Source organism: Photorhabdus africana (genome assembly GCF_035181445.1).
GTDB lineage: Bacteria > Pseudomonadota > Gammaproteobacteria > Enterobacterales > Enterobacteriaceae > Photorhabdus > Photorhabdus laumondii.
Genome location: NZ_JAXBVE010000035.1, coordinates 30654 through 47902, shown reverse-complemented (window position 1 = coordinate 47902; position 17249 = coordinate 30654). Strand labels below are relative to the sequence as shown.

General features: G+C 45.8%; 10 protein-coding genes and 1 other RNA gene. 2 read left to right on the top strand and 9 right to left on the bottom strand.

The genetic code is table 11. From position 1 onward, the window contains the following. The 9 genes from SLS51_RS17675 to SLS51_RS17635 all read right to left on the bottom strand — a co-directional run. The coding region (locus SLS51_RS17675) for a filamentous hemagglutinin N-terminal domain-containing protein (RefSeq protein ID WP_323839953.1) at positions 1-6274 on the bottom strand (6274 nt) is incomplete at its 3' end. After that, positions 6226-6585 (bottom strand): hypothetical protein, encoded by a 360-nt coding sequence (locus tag SLS51_RS17670; RefSeq protein WP_323839952.1) that lies wholly within the window; start codon positions 6583-6585, stop codon positions 6226-6228. The genes SLS51_RS17675 and SLS51_RS17670, both read right to left, overlap by 49 nt. 496 nt (positions 6586-7081) lie before the next feature. Continuing rightward, positions 7082-9958, bottom strand: a complete 2877-nt coding sequence (gene gcvP / locus SLS51_RS17665; protein WP_323839951.1) for an aminomethyl-transferring glycine dehydrogenase — start codon at positions 9956-9958, stop codon at positions 7082-7084. A gap of 87 nt (positions 9959-10045) precedes the next feature. Beyond that, positions 10046-10438 (bottom strand): glycine cleavage system protein GcvH, encoded by a 393-nt coding sequence (gcvH, locus tag SLS51_RS17660; RefSeq protein WP_323839950.1) that lies wholly within the window; start codon positions 10436-10438, stop codon positions 10046-10048. A gap of 121 nt (positions 10439-10559) precedes the next feature. Then, on the bottom strand, positions 10560-11654 hold the full coding sequence (gene gcvT, locus SLS51_RS17655; protein ID WP_323839949.1) for a glycine cleavage system aminomethyltransferase GcvT: 1095 nt from the start codon (positions 11652-11654) through the stop codon (positions 10560-10562). A 358-nt stretch (positions 11655-12012) separates the two neighbouring features. Next, positions 12013-13245, bottom strand: a complete 1233-nt coding sequence (gene ubiI, locus SLS51_RS17650) for an FAD-dependent 2-octaprenylphenol hydroxylase (protein WP_323839948.1) — start codon at positions 13243-13245, stop codon at positions 12013-12015. A gap of 38 nt (positions 13246-13283) precedes the next feature. Then, positions 13284-14462: a 2-octaprenyl-6-methoxyphenyl hydroxylase gene (gene ubiH, locus SLS51_RS17645; protein WP_323839947.1), complete on the bottom strand. Its 1179-nt coding sequence runs from the start codon at positions 14460-14462 to the stop codon at positions 13284-13286. A 7-nt stretch (positions 14463-14469) separates the two neighbouring features. Then, positions 14470-15786, bottom strand: coding sequence for a Xaa-Pro aminopeptidase (gene pepP, locus SLS51_RS17640; RefSeq protein WP_323839946.1), 1317 nt, complete (start codon positions 15784-15786; stop codon positions 14470-14472). A gap of 46 nt (positions 15787-15832) precedes the next feature. After that, a complete protein-coding gene (locus tag SLS51_RS17635) occupies positions 15833-16408 on the bottom strand; it encodes a YecA/YgfB family protein (protein ID WP_323839945.1) in 576 nt (191 codons plus the stop codon). Between the two features lie 186 nt (positions 16409-16594). Here SLS51_RS17635 and zapA point away from each other — a divergent pair, with 186 nt between their 5' ends. Both zapA and ssrS read left to right on the top strand, forming a co-directional pair. Then, complete coding sequence (zapA, locus tag SLS51_RS17630) at positions 16595-16924, top strand: cell division protein ZapA (protein WP_323839944.1); 330 nt, start codon at positions 16595-16597, stop codon at positions 16922-16924. A 110-nt stretch (positions 16925-17034) separates the two neighbouring features. Further along, positions 17035-17221, top strand: a non-coding RNA gene (gene ssrS / locus SLS51_RS17625) — 6S RNA. The last annotated feature ends 28 nt before the right edge of the window (positions 17222-17249 follow it).

Genomic DNA, 17249 nt, shown 5'->3' with positions numbered 1-17249 from the left:
GATCACCCGCGGTAATTTGCGTACCTAATTCAGAGAATTTGTCTAATCCATCTAATTCGGATAAATAAAACAGGCTCTCTGGTGTATTGGGCCGAGAGATATCAATATCGCAACCCGCACTGAGCATGACTTGTTGTCCCGCCCGGATACCCGCTTGCCGCAACATTAAATCATTTCCCGCAAACAGATTAATGTTGCCCGCCGCGTTCAATTGGCTCCGACTGGCATTCAGGTTACGACCCGCACTTAATGTCAGATTGTGTGATTTATCTAATCGGGTACCGGAGAGATCCAGATCGTTGCCCGCGGAAATCCGCAAATGATTATCGGCCGAAATTGAGGCTAATAACTCATGAGTCCGACTCCGCCCCATTTGGATGTCGCCTTCATGCACCAGAAGCTCAACATTTTGCCCGTTTAACTCTGCCTGACGAGCGGTGATATCCTTGCCCGCAATTAAGGTCAGATTGTTATTTGCCGCTAATTTAACCCGGTCGGCATTAATTTCATGACCCGCATTTAACGTTATATTGTTGGCTTTATCGAACAAAACACCCTGGAGATCCAGTTTGTTGCTCGCGAACATCTGCACATTATTGCTGACCGAAATATGAGAAGAATCCTCCACGCCCATCGGCAGCCTAATGTCACCCTCACGCGCGAGAAGCTCAATATTTTCCCCTTTCAGCCCGGTTTGACGGGCGGTGATACCTTTGCCCGCAATGAGTGTCAGATTTTTCTGTGCGGCCAATTTAATCTGACTGACATCAATTTCATGACCCGCGTTTAACGTTATCGTGTTTGATTTATCGAACAAAAGATCATAGAAATCCAGTTTGTGATCCGCGAATATCCGCAAATTGTTGTCGGCCGAAATACGCGAACCGTCCCCCCACATCTGGATGTCGCCTTCATGCGTCAGCAGTTCAATATTTTCCCCCTTCAACCCGACTTGAAAAGCCTCAATATCTTTACCTGCAATCAAGGTCAGATTTCTGTTTGCCTCCAGTGTGTTTTGGCGGGCATTTATTCTACGTTCAGCGATGACGGACAGATCATTGTCCGCCTTGAGGTGGCCTATATTGATAATTTCACCGGCATGAAGCAGAATATTTTTCGCCAGTATGAATGCCGTTCCGTTGAATTGATGAATAAAATCGGCCACCACATTTAGATCGGCTGAAAGTTTGCCGTCCATCCCGTGGTTAAAGTCGTGACCGGTTAAGATAAGATTTTTCTTCGCATGAAACTGGCTTTGACTGTTATCCAGTTTTGTCGCATTGATATAAGCGTTCATGCCCGCAGCGACGCTAGCATCCCTGTCATTATTTAACGCTTTTGTGCGAATGATGATATCGCCGCTATTGGTTTTTAGCGTCGCTGAAGTGTTGTTAATTTCAGTGCTTAAATTACCGCTCGCGTCTTTTTGCAACCAGAGATGATTATTTGCCTGAATCAGCCCCTTATTCTGATTGTATAAATGGTCGATAAATAACCGCATGTCACCTTCTGCGATAATCTTACCGGTGTTGTTCAGCGTGTTCGCAGCAAGCGTGATATCTTTCCCTGCCTGTACATGGCTCTGTTCCGCCGTTTTAATGTCTTTACTGCTAACGGTGATATCCGTTTTGGCCTGTACATCTCCCAGTGTCACCTTGCCATCCGCCGTCAGACTAATGTCGCCTTGCGTTGCGGTCAGGTTGGTCAGGTTAACTTTCTTACCCGCCTCAGTACTCACCAGACGGATTTTATTAGCATACATTCCCCCTAATGACCCGGTATCAATCGCGTTCCAAGGGGTATTACCTTCGCCTGCAATAGGGACAAGAGTCCCGCGTTTGAAATCAATCCGGTTGGACCCTTGTGTCAATGTCAGGTTTTTCGCCTGCACCTTGCCGTTAAGTATCGTCGCACGGCTGATAATGTCGACAGCATCCTGCGCCGTTGCGTCCAGCCCCTTTTCATCAAAGGTTATGACACCTTTTTTCACCTCTAAAGCCGCTAACGCGCCCTCTTTATCAAATACCGGTTTCCCGGTCGATAAGGTGACAGCCGGGGTATTGATAAAACCACAACCATGACAGGTTATGCCGTTCGGGTTAGCGATGAAGACCGGGGCTTTTTGCCCCACCACTTCCAACAGGCCCTGTAAATTTGAGGCTAAAGTCCCCACCACTTCATTAATAATCAACTCAGCCGATTTACCATTGAAGTGAGGGTTTGCCCCAATTTGTCCCACCAGTACGGATTGGCTAGCTTCGGTAGCATTATTGAGCACCAGCCCGGCAGCCCCAACATTAAACTCCCGATAACGGTTATGTGAAACACCTCGGGAATTCGGTGCCGCAATCTGGATAATAGGCAGGTTATTTCTCACGGCAATCTGCGCGCGTTTATCCGCCAGTTGAATTCCGGGTATTCCACCGGCTATTTCTGGAATAGTGATGGTCAGTTGGGGGGCATTGCCTAATGCAAGGTCAATCAGTGCAGAAGTCACCGGAGTATATTCCCCGCCGACTAAGTGCAACGCGGCACTATTTTGGGCGACTGCGGTCGTCCCTTCTGCCGATAATGTTGTCTCCGTTATATTGCGGCGGGCAATCAGGGTTAAATTGTTGCCGGCGGTAACCTTGCCAATATTAATCGAGCCACCACTGGTCACGGTAATATCTTTCCCGGCGGTCAGGGAAATCCCATCCAAATTTATCCCCCCTCCAGCGTGAAGATCAATATTCTCATCCGCCGCCAAATGCTGATTAATACCAATCCACCCATTACTCGCCACAAAGATATTTTTCGCCCGGTTAATTAGCGTATCTGAAAGCGATATTCCCTGTTCAGACAGAATACGCAGCGTATTAACCGCAGAAATAATAGGTAATATTCCTGTGCCTTCCAACGTGTCACCAAGTGAAACAGAAGTATTATAACTATTGGCAATCAAGGTAATGTCATGACCTGAGATATCCGTGCCACGCACCGTAAAACTGTTCTTTCCCTGTAGCAGAACCTGGTTCCCGGCGGTGATATTTCCCCCATCTAAAGACAAGGTTTTCGCTTTAATGGTGACATCACCGTCGGCACCAATTCGTCCCCAACTCTGCAATGTATCGGTTGTCAATATTAGATGTTGACCGGCTTGCATATGACCTTTTTTCGCCATGTCAATGTCTTTACCGTTAACGGTGATATCCGTTTTGGCCTGTACATCCCCCAGAGTCACCTTGCCATCCGCCGTCAAACTGATGTCGCCTTGGGTTGCCGTCAGATTAGTCAGGTTGACCGCCTTACCCGGCTCAGTACTCACCAGACGGATTTTATTGGCGTACATTCCCCCCAATGATCCGGTATCAATCGCTTCCCAAGGGGTATAACCTTCCTCTGAAATAGGGACAAGAATCCCGCGTTTGACATCAATCTGGTTGGGGCCTTGTGTCAATGTCAGGTTTTTCGCCTGTAGTTTGCCGTTAAGCTTAGTGGTCCGGCTGATGACATCGATAGAATCTTGCGCCGTTGCATCCAGTCCCTTTTCACTCAAGGTGATAGCGCCTTTTTTCACTTCCAAAGCCGCTAACGCGCCATCTTTATCAAACACCGGTTTACCGGTCGATAAGGTGACAGCCGGGGTATTAACAAAGCGGCAGCCATTACAGGTCATGCCGTTCGGGTTAACAATGAAGACATTGGCTTTTTGCCCTGCGACTTCCAACAGCCCTTGCAGGTTTGAGGCTAAAGTCCCCACCACTTCATTAATAATCAGCTCGGCTGATTTACCGTTGAAGTTAAGATTCGCGCCAATTTTCCCCGCCAGCAGAGACTGCGTATCATGGGTAGCGTTATTCAATACCAGTCCCGAAGTGCCAACATTAAATTCCTGATAACGGTTATGTGAAACACCCCGGGCGTTAGGTGCCGCAATATGAATAATAGGGTGATTGTTTTTCGAGGTGATCCGGGTTTGTTTATCCGCCAGTTTAATCCCCGGAACTTCTCCTTCTACTTCTGAGGCGTTTATGGTCAGTTGAGGAGCATGGCTTAACGCACGTGCAATCAGCGCAGAAGTGACTGGCGTATATTTTCCTTCAACTGAGTTATACCTCCCTGACGGTGAATGCAACTCTGCGTTGTTTTTGATGATGGCAGTCGTCCCTTTTGCCAATAACGTTGCCTCAGTATCAATAATATTACCGCCAGCATTAAGGGTTAAATTATTGCCGGCAGTGATGATACTTCTCGCTATGGGTAATTGAAATTGTGGGTAAGATTGTTCGTCTTCCTCGTCATCGGCATTTTCATAATGCTTTTCATAACCCTCTCCGTGTTCATTTTCATATTCATAGGAGTCATCTTCTGTGATTTTACTCATATCAAGCGTGCCGCCACTGGTCAGCGTGATATCCTTCCCTGCCGTCAAGGAAATGCTTCTCAGATCGACAATCTTTCCTGCATGGATCTCAATATTTTCATCCGCTTGCAATTGGCTGAGCTGGCGCAGACGCTGATTAATTAATTCTTGTTTAGCGCCGTCATTGAGTGGGCTCTGCTCATCAATTAAATCACCAGAGGCATAAATCTCAAGCTTATCATTGGTTGCCAAAAAGATATTTTTCGCCCGGTTAATCAGGGTATCAGCAATATCAATAGGACCCTCGGCGATAATGCGTAATATGTTATCAGCAGAAAGCGTGGTTAATACCCTTATTCCTTCCGGGGTATAGTCGTCTCCAGAGACAACAGACAGCAGTCCCCGGCTGGCAAGCAGGGTCACATCACGACCGGAGATATCATAGCCATTCACATCAAGATGTGATTTTCCATCCAGAATGACATGGTTCCCGGCTTTTAAATTCCCTTGACCTAAATAGATTGTTTCTGCGTCAACGGTTAAGTTTTGTTCTGCCCTCATTGACGCACGATTTACTAAATCTCTGGCGGTTAAAGAAATGTTTTTCCCGGTGATTAACGCCAGATCCGTGGGTTTCTTTCCCGCTTTAAAATGTTCTTTATCAAAATCAAAACGAAATGTATCTTGAAATGTCGCCGTCAGATCCCCACCAGCACTCAGTTTACCGATGATATTATCCTGACCGTCTTTTATCGCTTTGGTTGAAAAATTTTTGCCTGTCAGGGTGAGATTTTGTCCCGCGCTTAACTCGCCAACATTATTTATCTCGTTCGCGGTAATGGTGCTGTTTTTACCCGCAGTAATAATCGGGTGACTTTGCTTAGTCGGGTTTATGTTATCAAGTTGAGTCGCTTTAATGGTGACATCACCACCCGCACGGATTTGACCTTGATTCCGCAATGTTTCGGTGGTCAATATCAGATGTTGGCCCGCCTGCACATGGCTTTGTGCCGCCGTTTCAATGACTTTGCTATTGATATTAATGTCCGTCTTGGCATGCACCTCCCCCAAGATAATTTTACCCTCAGCGGTTAAGCTGATAGCGTCCTGCGCTGTGGTCAGGTTGGTGAGATTAACCCCAACTCCCTCTTCAGTGGCAATCAGGCGGATTTTATTGGCATACATGCCGCCTAACGCTTTGGTATCAACCGCTAATTGCGGTTTTGCCCCTTCTCCGGCGATAGGTTTAACCGTGCCGTCTTTCAAGTTGATACGGTTGGCCCCCTGAGTCAGCAACAGAGTGTTAGCCTGAATTTTTCCATTCAACTCCGCCGCCCGGCTGATGATATCGACATAATCCGTCGTCTTGCCGTCCAGCCCTTTGCCACCAATGGTAATCTGGCCTTTTTTCACTTCCAGCGCTTCCAGTGCGCCCTGTTTATCAAATTGGGGTTTACCGGTGGTCAGGGTTGCGCTGGCGGTATTAATAAAACCACAACCATCACAGGTAATGCCGTTAGGATTGGCAATCATCACGTTGGCTTTATTGCCAACAATTTCCAACTGGCCTTGCAGGTCAGAGCGGCCACTGCCGGTGACTTCGTTAATAATCAGTTCCGCTGCTTTGCCTTTCAGGTTAGGGTTCGCGTTAAGTTGCCCTGCCAGTTGTGATTGAGCCGCCTGTGTCGCGTTATTAAGTACGACCCCCTGCGTGGCAATATTGAACTCTTGATAGGTGTTGTGGGATATCCCTGCATCATTCGGCGTGGCGATATTCACCACCGGTGCATTGCCCTGATTTTGTACCTGTGTGCGGTTGTTATCCGGTGTTATGCCGACAGCCATAGCCGGGTGCAATGGCTGGATTGCCGTCAGGTAAATTAAAAGATAACTTGTGACCCTGGCCATCGAGTTGTGGCGTTTATCCATCGTACTGTCCCTTTTCTTAATTTAAGTGTGACAAAGTCAGTCATGCTGACTAATAAATTACCCAATGAGGTATTAGCGGTTTTTCGTACCCGTGCGTTGATATCCTGCCAAGTTAAACCCGCGAATAAATAAGGATGCATCGAGTGTTCTTGGTCTGACCGAGACAAACTTTCTGCCCCTGCAAATTCAATCCGGTGAATAATGTGACAAATAGATCCCAATGCACCCGATGTTGAAACATATGTCCATTCGGATGTTGCCCGCAGGATAAGTACTGCCAAGCTGCGGCGATAAAGCGATAATCTTTCCATAGAAAATATTGATAATTTGATAGTGGCATAATAAAACTATTCTAATGTTTAATTATTTGCTTGTCTAAATCATCAGTACGAAATGTGATCAGCATCTGGATTTTTAATCCTGCTAATGGCGAATCTGATATATTAAATGCCAGAAAATCGCGATAAGGCTGGAGATATTAAATGGTGACGGAGTAGAAGGAAAAGACTAAGGATTGTGAATATCATACAATAATAATAAATTATTATATTAATAATAGTTTCAATTTTATATTAATGAAATATCATTACCCATAAAAACCTATTTAAATAAAATATCAATAAAAACATTTTATTAAATAAAAATAGCAATAATTAAAGATGCTGTTAGATTAGAAATAGCATGTAAAGCTTGGGAGAAAAAGGTATTAAATATATAAATTAATTTTATATTTAAATCGACTTCGCCAATAAATATAAATAATAGCAACGCCAGTTATTATACTGGCATTGACTATTATATTAGTGATTATTGATAATCACAGACAGGTGCACAAGAGCAATGCAGATTACGATCACCGTAAACATCATCAAGGCGTTTAACCGCAGGCCAATATTTATTGGCTTTGGTTTCCAAGGTTGGGAAAACCGCGGTTTCACGGCTGTAGCTATGGCTCCAGTCAGAAACCAGTTCAGCTTGTACGTGAGGCGCGTTAACCAATGGGTTATCTTCTAATGACCACTCGCCTTGCGCCACTTTGCCAATTTCAGCACGGATCGCCAGCATGGCATCCACAAAGCGATCAATTTCCACTTTGCTTTCTGATTCCGTGGGTTCCACCATCAGCGTGCCAGCAACCGGGAATGACATGGTTGGTGCATGGAAGCCGTAGTCAATCAAACGCTTGGCAATATCCATCTCGCTGATACCAAACTCTTCTTTCAACGGTCGAATATCCAGAATACATTCATGCGCCACATAACCATTATGACCGGTATACAACACGTCATAATCATTCTTTAAGCGAACAGCAATATAGTTAGCATTCAAAATCGCCGTCTGGCTTGCCTGTTTCAACCCTTGCGAGCCCATCATACGGATATACATCCAGCTAATCGGCAAAATAGAAGCACTACCAAATGGTGCCGCTGAGACAGCTCTCTGTTCAGTAAGGCCATCCATTTGAACTACTGAGTGTCCCGGTAAGAACGGCGCTAAATGGGCTTTTACGCCAATCGGCCCCATACCCGGACCGCCGCCGCCGTGTGGGATACAGAATGTTTTATGCAGGTTGAGGTGTGAAACATCAGCTCCGATAAAACCGGGCGCGGTGATACCAACCTGCGCATTCATATTCGCACCATCAAGGTAAACCTGACCACCATACTGGTGAATGATTTCACACACCTGACGAATAGTTTCTTCATATACGCCGTGGGTTGATGGGTAAGTCACCATGATGCAGGAAAGCTCATTACCTGACTCTTCCGCTTTTTCACGCAGGTCGACTAGATCAATGTTGCCCTCTTTATCGCAACTCACCACCACAACGGTCATGCCTGCCATATGAGCAGAAGCCGGGTTGGTACCATGAGCAGAACTGGGGATCAAACAGATATGACGATGCCCTTCTCCACGACTTTCATGGTAACGGCGAATAGCAAGCAGACCCGCATATTCACCCTGTGCACCGGAGTTTGGCTGCATACAAACGGCATCGTAACCTGTCAGTTGCACCAACCAGTGAGATAATTGGCTGATCATTTGCTGATAACCCTGCGCTTGCTCTGGCGGACAGAATGGGTGTAGTTCATTAAATTCAGGCCAAGAGATCGGTAACATTTCTGCCGCAGCATTCAGTTTCATGGTGCAAGAACCCAATGGGATCATGGCCTGATTCAGTGCCAAATCTCGGCGCTCAAGACGATGCATATAACGCATCATATCCGTTTCGCTGTGATAACGGTTGAAATTTGGATGCAGCAGGATTTCATCACTACGCAACATTGAGGCAGGAATGGCGTGACTTTCCGTCATCAGCTCTTTATCCAGTGCTTCAACATCTAGCTTGTCATCCGTGCCTGTCAGCACAGAGAACAATTTGATCACATCATCACGGCGGGTAGCTTCACTCAATGTGATACCCACCGCGCCGTAAATATCGGTACGCAAATTGATTTCAGCTTTGTCTGCCCGGGCCAATACCGCCGCTTTATCAGCAACTTCAACCGTCAGCGTATCAAACCAAGTTTTGTAACGTAGAGTGAACCCGGCTTTCTGTAACCCAACCGCCAGAATGTCAGTCAGACGATGAATACGGCTCGCAATGCGTTTCAGCCCCTTCGAACCATGATATACCGCATACATCGCCGCGATATTTGCCAACAACACCTGAGCAGTACAGATGTTGGAATTCGCTTTCTCACGACGGATATGCTGCTCACGGGTCTGCATTGCCATGCGCAGTGCCGTATTACCTGCCGCATCACGGGAAACACCGATAATACGTCCCGGCATAGAACGTTTGAATTCATCACGGCTGGCAAAAAATGCGGCGTGGGGACCGCCATATCCCATTGGTACCCCAAAACGCTGAGCTGAACCAAACACCATGTCAGCGCCTTGTTTACCCGGTGCAGTCAGCAGCAGCAACGCCATCAAATCAGCGGCAACACTGACAATGATTTTGCGCTGTTTCAGTTGTGCGATCAGATCCGCATAATCATGAACTTCACCTGTCGTGCCAACCTGTTGTAACAACACACCAAATACACCGTCCAGCTCCAAGACTTTTTCTGCTTTATCCACAATCACATCAAAGCCAAAGGTTTCCGCGCGGGTACGAACAACGTCTAATGTTTGAGGATGGATATCATCAGCAACAAAGAAACGGTCAGCATTTTTCAGTTTGCTGATACGTTTTGCCATTGCCATTGCTTCAGCCGCCGCAGTTGCTTCATCCAGCAAAGAGGCAGAAGCAATATCCAACCCCGTCAAATCGATCGTCACTTGTTGGAAATTTAACAGTGATTCAAGGCGACCTTGAGAAACTTCTGGTTGATAAGGTGTATAAGCGGTATACCAGCCAGGATTTTCTAATAAATTACGCAAAATAACTGGCGGAAGCACAGCAGGCACATACCCCATACCAATATAGGATTGGTGACGTTTATTTTGGCTGGCAATCGCTTTCAGTTCAGCTAGTGCTTGCTGTTCAGTTGCACCACCGCCAACATCGGGTGGCTCTGGCAACGCGATATCACGGGGAACAATTTTCTGTGTTAAATCATTGAGGGAACTTGCCCCCACTGTCGCCAGCATCTCTTTTTGCTGTTCGGCGGAAGAGCCAATATGACGGCGGATAAACTCGCCCTGATTTTCGAGTTGGCTTAATGTCTGGGTCATTTGTGACTAATTCCTGAAGCTGGCCAGAAATGGCATACAAATAAAAACGCCCTGCTCACAATGTGAAACAGGGCGACGGTAAGCATATTATTCTTCTTCGTCCAGAAGTGCCTGATATCCTTCGGCATTCAGCAAACTCGAAAGTTCACTTTCATCAGAGGCTTTAATACGGAACAGCCAGCCTTCATGATAAGGCTCACTGTTAACCAGTTCAGGCGAGTCATTTAGCGCGTCATTAACGGCAATAATTTCACCACTCAATGGTGCATAGATATCAGAAGCCGCTTTTACTGATTCAACAACCGCACAATCATCACCAAGATTGATTTGATCACCTACTTCCGGCAAATCAACAAAGACCATATCGCCGAGCAGCTCCTGTGCATGCTCGGTAATACCTACCGTGTATTCACCATTACCTTCTGCACGAACCCACTCATGTGATTCAACATATTTTAACTCTGCGGGTACATTACTCATTACCATCATCTCCTTCAATCCTAGAATCTACCCCTATTAGGCTATTTTGTGCTCCTGCACCAATTATGCTTACCGGGATAAATGACTATTTACTCATCAAGTTATTATTCGATAAAAATGACTATACGAGAGGTTTGCCCGCCCGTACAAAGCCAGGTTTGACTACCTGAACCGGCATTTCACGATTGCGGATTTGGACAACCGCCTGTTCACCAATCCCCTGCGGCACACGGGCAAGGGCAATACTGAATCCTAATGTTGGAGAGAACGTACCACTGGTAATAACGCCAGAATGTAAGGCACCCATCTCATCAGTAAAACTAACCGCTAAACCACCGCGTAACACACCCTTTTCTCTCATCACTAAACCAACCAACTGTTCAGTGCCCTCTTCACGCTGTTTTTCTAGCGCTTCACGGCCGATAAACTGGCGATCTTCGGGTTTCCAAGCGATTGTCCAACCCATGTTAGCCGCAAGGGGAGAAATGGTTTCATCCATTTCCTGTCCATAGAGGTTCATACCGGCTTCAAGCCGTAACGTATCACGCGCACCTAATCCCGCGGGTTTAACGCCGACGCTAAGCAATTTTTGCCAGAAATCCGCTGCTTGCTCTTTTGGTAATGCCACTTCATAACCCGCTTCACCGGTATAACCCGTTGTTGCGATAAACAGATCCCCCGCCTGAACACCAAAGAAAGGTTTCATGCCGGCTATAGTCTGTTTTTGTTCATCATCCAATAGAGACTCTACTTTTGCCTGAGCGTCAGGCCCCTGAACTGCAATTAATGCCAGATCATCACGAACCTGAATATCAACCGGGTAACTGGCTACATGTTCATTAATCCAAGCCAAATCTTTCTCACGAGTCGCAGAATTGACCACCAACCGATAAAAATCATTGCTAAGGTAATAAACAATCAGGTCATCAATTACACCACCAGAAGCATTAAGCATCCCGGTGTATAAGGCTTTACCCTTTTCTGTCAGTTTAGCAATGTCATTTGCCAACAAATAACGCAGGAAATCACGGCAGCCAGTACCATGCAGATCCACAATCGTCATGTGGGAAACATCAAACATACCGGCATGAGTGCGGACAATATGATGCTCATCCATTTGTGAACCATAATGCAAAGGCATCATCCAGCCATGAAAATCTACCATACGTGCACCACAAGCCAGATGCTGGTCATACAATGGGGTTTGTTTTGCCATTATTTCCCTCTTTTCATTTCCTACATGAAAACATACCGCGTATTAACCGACAGATACTGTGAATCATGAACAAAAAGCGGCTAAAAAACGCGACGCAAACGATATCTTAAAATGAAAGTTATCACTGAAAACCCAAATGAACCATAAGTAAAAATAGGGTTCAATCCAGTGACCATCAAAAAACGTGTTATGAGTATGCAGAATTTTCAACTATTAAAATGAGTCATAATACTCAAAATTAACAATTAACTTTAGAAAACACCCATTTTCTGTTACAAGCTAACTGAAATATGAATAAAATCACCTATTCATATTTCAGCAAGGTATGAGAAAAAGTTATCGATAAGCAGAGGCTAAATTAGATTTTTTCAGCCGAATGGGATTTAGAACAGAGCCAGTCCGGCAAGTCATTCAATCCCATTGCCTGACGAAGTAATTTAGGTTTAATTCCCGGTAAATTATCTGCCAGAGACAACCCGACATCCCGCAAAAGTTTTTTCGCCGGATTATTGCCATCAAATAATTGACGAAAACCTTGCATCCCGGCCAGCATCACAGCAGCACCATGTTTACGTCGGCGCTCATAACGACGTAAATAAAAGTGCTGACCAATATCTTTTCCCTGACCATGCAAGCGACGCAATTCACCTATCAGCTCAGCGACATCCATAAAGCCCAAATTCACTCCCTGACCTGCCAATGGGTGAATAGTATGGGCGGCATCTCCCAACAAGGCCAGACGATGAGCCGCGAAATTACGGGCATAACGGCCGGTCAGTGGAATCGTCAGACGCTCATTCATCAGTTCACATTGACCAAGGCGCAGATCAAAATCTACCGCCAATTGCTGGTTGAAACGCCTATGATCAAGCTGTTTGTACTGTTCAGCAACTTCACCCGGTAGTGACCAAACGATAGAACACAAATGAGGATCGGCAAGCGGCAAAAACGCCAAAATACCATCACCATAAAAGACCTGACGGGCAGCCCTGCCATGCGGCTTTTCGGTGCGAATAGTGGCTACCAACGCATGATGTTCATAATCCCAGAATGTGAGAGGGATATCAGCATGTTGACGCAACCATGAATGAGCACCATCAGCACCAACAACTAAACGAGCAGTTAACATGCGACCATCGGATAAAGTCATAAAAGCTTCATTTTCACCCCAAGCAACCTGTTTCAAAGCCGCTGGCGCCAAAATGGTCACTTCAGATAAGCTGTCTGCTTTTTTCCATAATGTTTCACGGATAACGCGGTTTTCAATGATATGACCAAGATATTCCAGCCCATATTCAGCCGCGCTGAACCGAATACGGCCAAAGCTATCCCGCTCCCAAACCTCAATTTCCTGATAAGGACTGGTACGCATATCCAAAATATCTTGCCACACACCAAGATGCTGTAATAAGCGCTCACTGGCTGCATTAATCGCAGAAACCCGCAAAGCGTACTCTTCTCCAGCAACAACGGATTGAGTAGGCGGATAGCTCTCCACCACAGCCACCCGCAAGCCACTGCCTTGTAAGCCACAGGCAAGCGCCAAACCAACCATACCGCCACCAGCGATAACCACATCAAATGATTGCATAATATAATGTCCTCTTATTTTGTCTGCTTTATCTGCGGTTACCTTTGGGCGACCCAACCCAAGGTCTGACGGGCCAGTATCCCCCGCATAGGAGAGCATTTTTCCATCATCATCAGGCCGAAGTTACGCCCGACTTGTAATGGAAAATAACGATTGGCAAATATCCGTATCAATCCATCGGTAATATCGATGGTGTTTTCCCGATCTAAAACCCGTTGCTGTTGATAGTTAGCCAGAACCTGATAAGCACCAATATCTTGACCGGCAGCAAAAGCCTCAGAAACAATCTGAGCCAGTGTCATAACATCTCGCATACCAAGATTGAAACCCTGACCCGCAATCGGGTGTAATGTTTGCGCAGCATTTCCCACCAGCGCCAATCGGTGGCTAATTTGTTGATTCGCAGTAGATAGCGTCAATGGATAGCTATGACGCTGACCGGTTTCCAATATTTTCCCCAGTCTCCAGCCAAATGCTTGCTGTAACTGCCTAAGAAATTGCTCATTATTCCAACCCGCTATCTCCTTTCTCCGTGCCAACTTATGGCACCATACCAGCGAGCTCCGTCCCTCAGACATTGGCAGCAAAGCAAGTGGGCCATATTCGGTGAAACGTTCAAATGCCCTACCTCGCGGATGCTCGGAAGTCAGTACATTAGTAATCACGGCAACCTGTTCATAAGCATGCCGCTGCCACTGAATATTACAGGCGTGACCAATGGCAGAATGGCTGCCATCTGCTGCTACCAGCAATTCACCTTGCAATCGTTCACCACTGTCCAAAATGACAGCGACCGATGACAGGGTTCTTTCAACAGCCATAACCTTGGATGGACAATATAGCGTTACCCCAGGCGCATTTTTCAGCAATCCGAACAAACACTGCCCTGCATTATACAATTCGATAACATTACCTAGCGCTGGAATGTTATATTCTTTTGCATAAAGATTCACAAACCCTGCATGACCACGATCACTAACATGAACGTGAGTTATTGGTATCACATAATCTTCCAGAGCAGACCAAACACCAATCTGTTGTAAACGCTGACAAGTACCGTAAGCCAGCGCTATCGCTCTGGCATCAAAGCCGGGATGTTTCTGCTCCGGCTCTGCTGCTTCAATCAGGGACACATGAATCTGCCCCTTACTCAGGGAAGATATCGCCAGCGCAAGCGTCGCGCCGGTCATGCCTCCACCAACGATAATCACGTTCATTCTTAACTTAACCCTGTTTTGCTTTCGCCATCAGAGCTTCAATCTCATCAGCTTCTTTAACGACACTGGCTGTCAGGTTTTCATTACCTGTTTCAGTGATCAAAATGTCATCTTCAATACGGATACCGATACCCCGATATTCCAACGGCACATCTGCATCCGGTGCAATATACAGCCCCGGTTCAACCGTCAATACCATTCCTGGTTGCAAAATACGGTCGCGCTCTACGCCATAGTCACCGACATCGTGCACATCCAATCCTAACCAATGACTGAGACCATGCATAAAGAACTGGCGATAGGCTTTGGTTTCGATTAAATGCTCAACTTCACCGTGCATAATGCCCAGTTTCACCAACTCTTCCACCATAATCCGCACCACATGTTCTGTGACCTTGTTGATGCTGGTGCCTGGTTTATACAATTCCAATGAAACATTTAACGTTTTCAGTACGATATCGTAAATTTCACGCTGAGCACGAGTAAACTTGCCATTGACAGGGAAAGTACGGGTGATATCTCCGGCATACCCCAGATATTCACAACCGGCGTCAACCAACACCAAGTCACCCTCTTTCATCCTGCTTTCATTCTCGGTGTAGTGCAGAATACAGCTATTTTCACCGCTCCCGACAATCGTGTTGTAAGCAGGATAGCGAGCCCCTTGATGAGTAAATTCGTGATGAATTTCAGCTTCCAGTTGATACTCAAACATGCCTGGGCGGCAAACTTTCATCGCACGCATATGGGCCTGAGCGCTGATTTTACCTGCCCGGCGCATAGCCTCAATTTCTGCCTTAGATTTGAACAACCGCATTTCATGTATCCAAGGGCGCCAATCAGTTATCGATAAAGGCGCTGAAAGATTACGGCGACCGCCTTTTCTTAATATATCCAACGCATGGAAGACAATTTCATCTGCGTAGGCAAATTCGCCTTGCGCGTGATAAACCACATTCAAACCATTCAGCAACAGGTAAAGCTCTTCTTTGATATCATCAAAAGACAAAGCACGATCAATACCCAGTTTTTCCGGCGCCGCTTCTTGTCCAAGACGACGACCAAACCAAATTTCCGCAGTCAAGTCACTCGCTCGATTAAAAAGCACACTGTGATTATGCGTATCATCACTCTTAATTAATATCAGCACCGCTTCCGGTTCATTAAACCCGGTCAAATAAAGGAAATCGCTATGCTGACGATAGGGATATTCATTATCTGAATTTCGTGGCGCAGGCGAGGCAGAAAAAATAATCGCTGCGCTGGCCGGAGCCATTTTTGCCAGTAAAGCCTGACGGCGGGATAAATATTCTTGTTTGATCATACCCTCTCCTGCGACTTATAATTATTTTACGTTCAATAAACACCAATTAATGCAATGTTGGTTTGTCGTTTTTTGCAATTAAAACGGTTTTAGGTTCAGTAAAGGCGATATAACAAAGCTGCGCAGCCACCCGCACATATTCAAGGACCTCTTCCAGTGCTTGGGCCAACTCTTCTTGATCATCACCTTCTTCATAACCAAGCAGACCGATATTACGCAAATCACCAATAATCTCACCGATCTCTTTTCTATCCGAGAACTTCGGTTGAGCAACACCTAATCCCAGCAAAAAATGGTTAACCCATCCAGCTAATGCATCTGCTCGTTCAAATACATTATCTTCCTCATCTGGCAGCAATAAACCGAATGCAAAATTACTGTCATCCAATGATTCGAATGTGATTTCACGTAATTCACGCAATTGTTGGGCTAATGGATGGGAAAAAGCCAGCCCATCATTCGCTAAGTCATGAACTAAGACCTGCCAACTACTGTCGCGATTACCACCGCACAGCAGGCCGCTAATCAACCCATGCATCTCCGCTGCCGTCAGTGCCACTGACTGTTGATGCAATATTTCGTCAAAAGATTGATAATCTGGTAATGAATTCTGTATAGACATGTGTATTGGTCATCGTTGACGGTGTAAGTTCATGCTATGCTACCACCAAGGGGAGTCGCTATACCAGACAACAACCTTCGCTAATCGTGAGTTGTCTGTCGGTATAGCGTTATAATGATTGGCGCCGGTTTCAATTCTATCATTCAGAATTAAAACCGGAGCGCAGCAATAAGTCAGGAAGGGGTCATGTCTGCACAACCGGTAGATATCCAGATTTTTGGGCGGTCACTACGTGTCAATTGTCCATCAGAGCAAAAAGAAGCATTGCTGGCTGCGGCTGTGGAACTTGAGCAACGTTTAGACGATTTAAAAGAGCGCACCAGAGTAACCAATACTGAACAACTGATTTTTATTGTGGCACTGAATATCTGTCACGAATTGGCACAAGAAAAAGTGAAAACCCGTGACTATGCCTATAATATGGAACAGAAAATAAAGATGCTTCAACAGACTATAGAACAAGCATTAGTGGAACAAGGTCGCATCACTGAGAGCGCTATTTCACCAAATGAATGAATTCTATTGATAAATCATGCATTAGTGAGTGAATCATTCGAGAATTAGTTGCTTTCTGTATTTAGTTTCATACAATAGGTGGCATAAAGTTGCTTACAAGCGCTGAATAAATTTCTCTGAGATGTTCGTTAACGGGGAAAGTCCCCTGAGCCGATATTTCATACATTATAGAATGTGGTGCTCCGTAGTCTGGTGTGCATGCTCGGTCCGGCCGAGAAGCCTTAAAGCTGCGACGCTGCGTTCACCTTGAACCAAGGGTTCAAGGGTTACTACCTGTAACGGCATCTTGGAGAATCTCAACCTTAATCGCTGCTGCTATCCACTG

Bases quoted from the DNA above. Each gene is read 5' to 3' on its own strand.
- gcvP (WP_323839951.1), bottom strand. From the start codon at position 9,958: ATGACCCAGACATTAAGCCAACTCGAAAATCAGGGCGAGTTTATCCGC.
- gcvT (WP_323839949.1), bottom strand. From the start codon at position 11,654: ATGGCAAAACAAACCCCATTGTATGACCAGCATCTGGCTTGTGGTGCA.
- gcvH (WP_323839950.1), bottom strand. From the start codon at position 10,438: ATGAGTAATGTACCCGCAGAGTTAAAATATGTTGAATCACATGAGTGG.
- SLS51_RS17670 (WP_323839952.1), bottom strand. From the start codon at position 6,585: ATGGAAAGATTATCGCTTTATCGCCGCAGCTTGGCAGTACTTATCCTG.
- SLS51_RS17635 (WP_323839945.1), bottom strand. From the start codon at position 16,408: ATGTCTATACAGAATTCATTACCAGATTATCAATCTTTTGACGAAATA.
- ubiH (WP_323839947.1), bottom strand. From the start codon at position 14,462: ATGAACGTGATTATCGTTGGTGGAGGCATGACCGGCGCGACGCTTGCG.
- zapA (WP_323839944.1), top strand. From the start codon at position 16,595: ATGTCTGCACAACCGGTAGATATCCAGATTTTTGGGCGGTCACTACGT.
- pepP (WP_323839946.1), bottom strand. From the start codon at position 15,786: ATGATCAAACAAGAATATTTATCCCGCCGTCAGGCTTTACTGGCAAAA.
- ubiI (WP_323839948.1), bottom strand. From the start codon at position 13,245: ATGCAATCATTTGATGTGGTTATCGCTGGTGGCGGTATGGTTGGTTTG.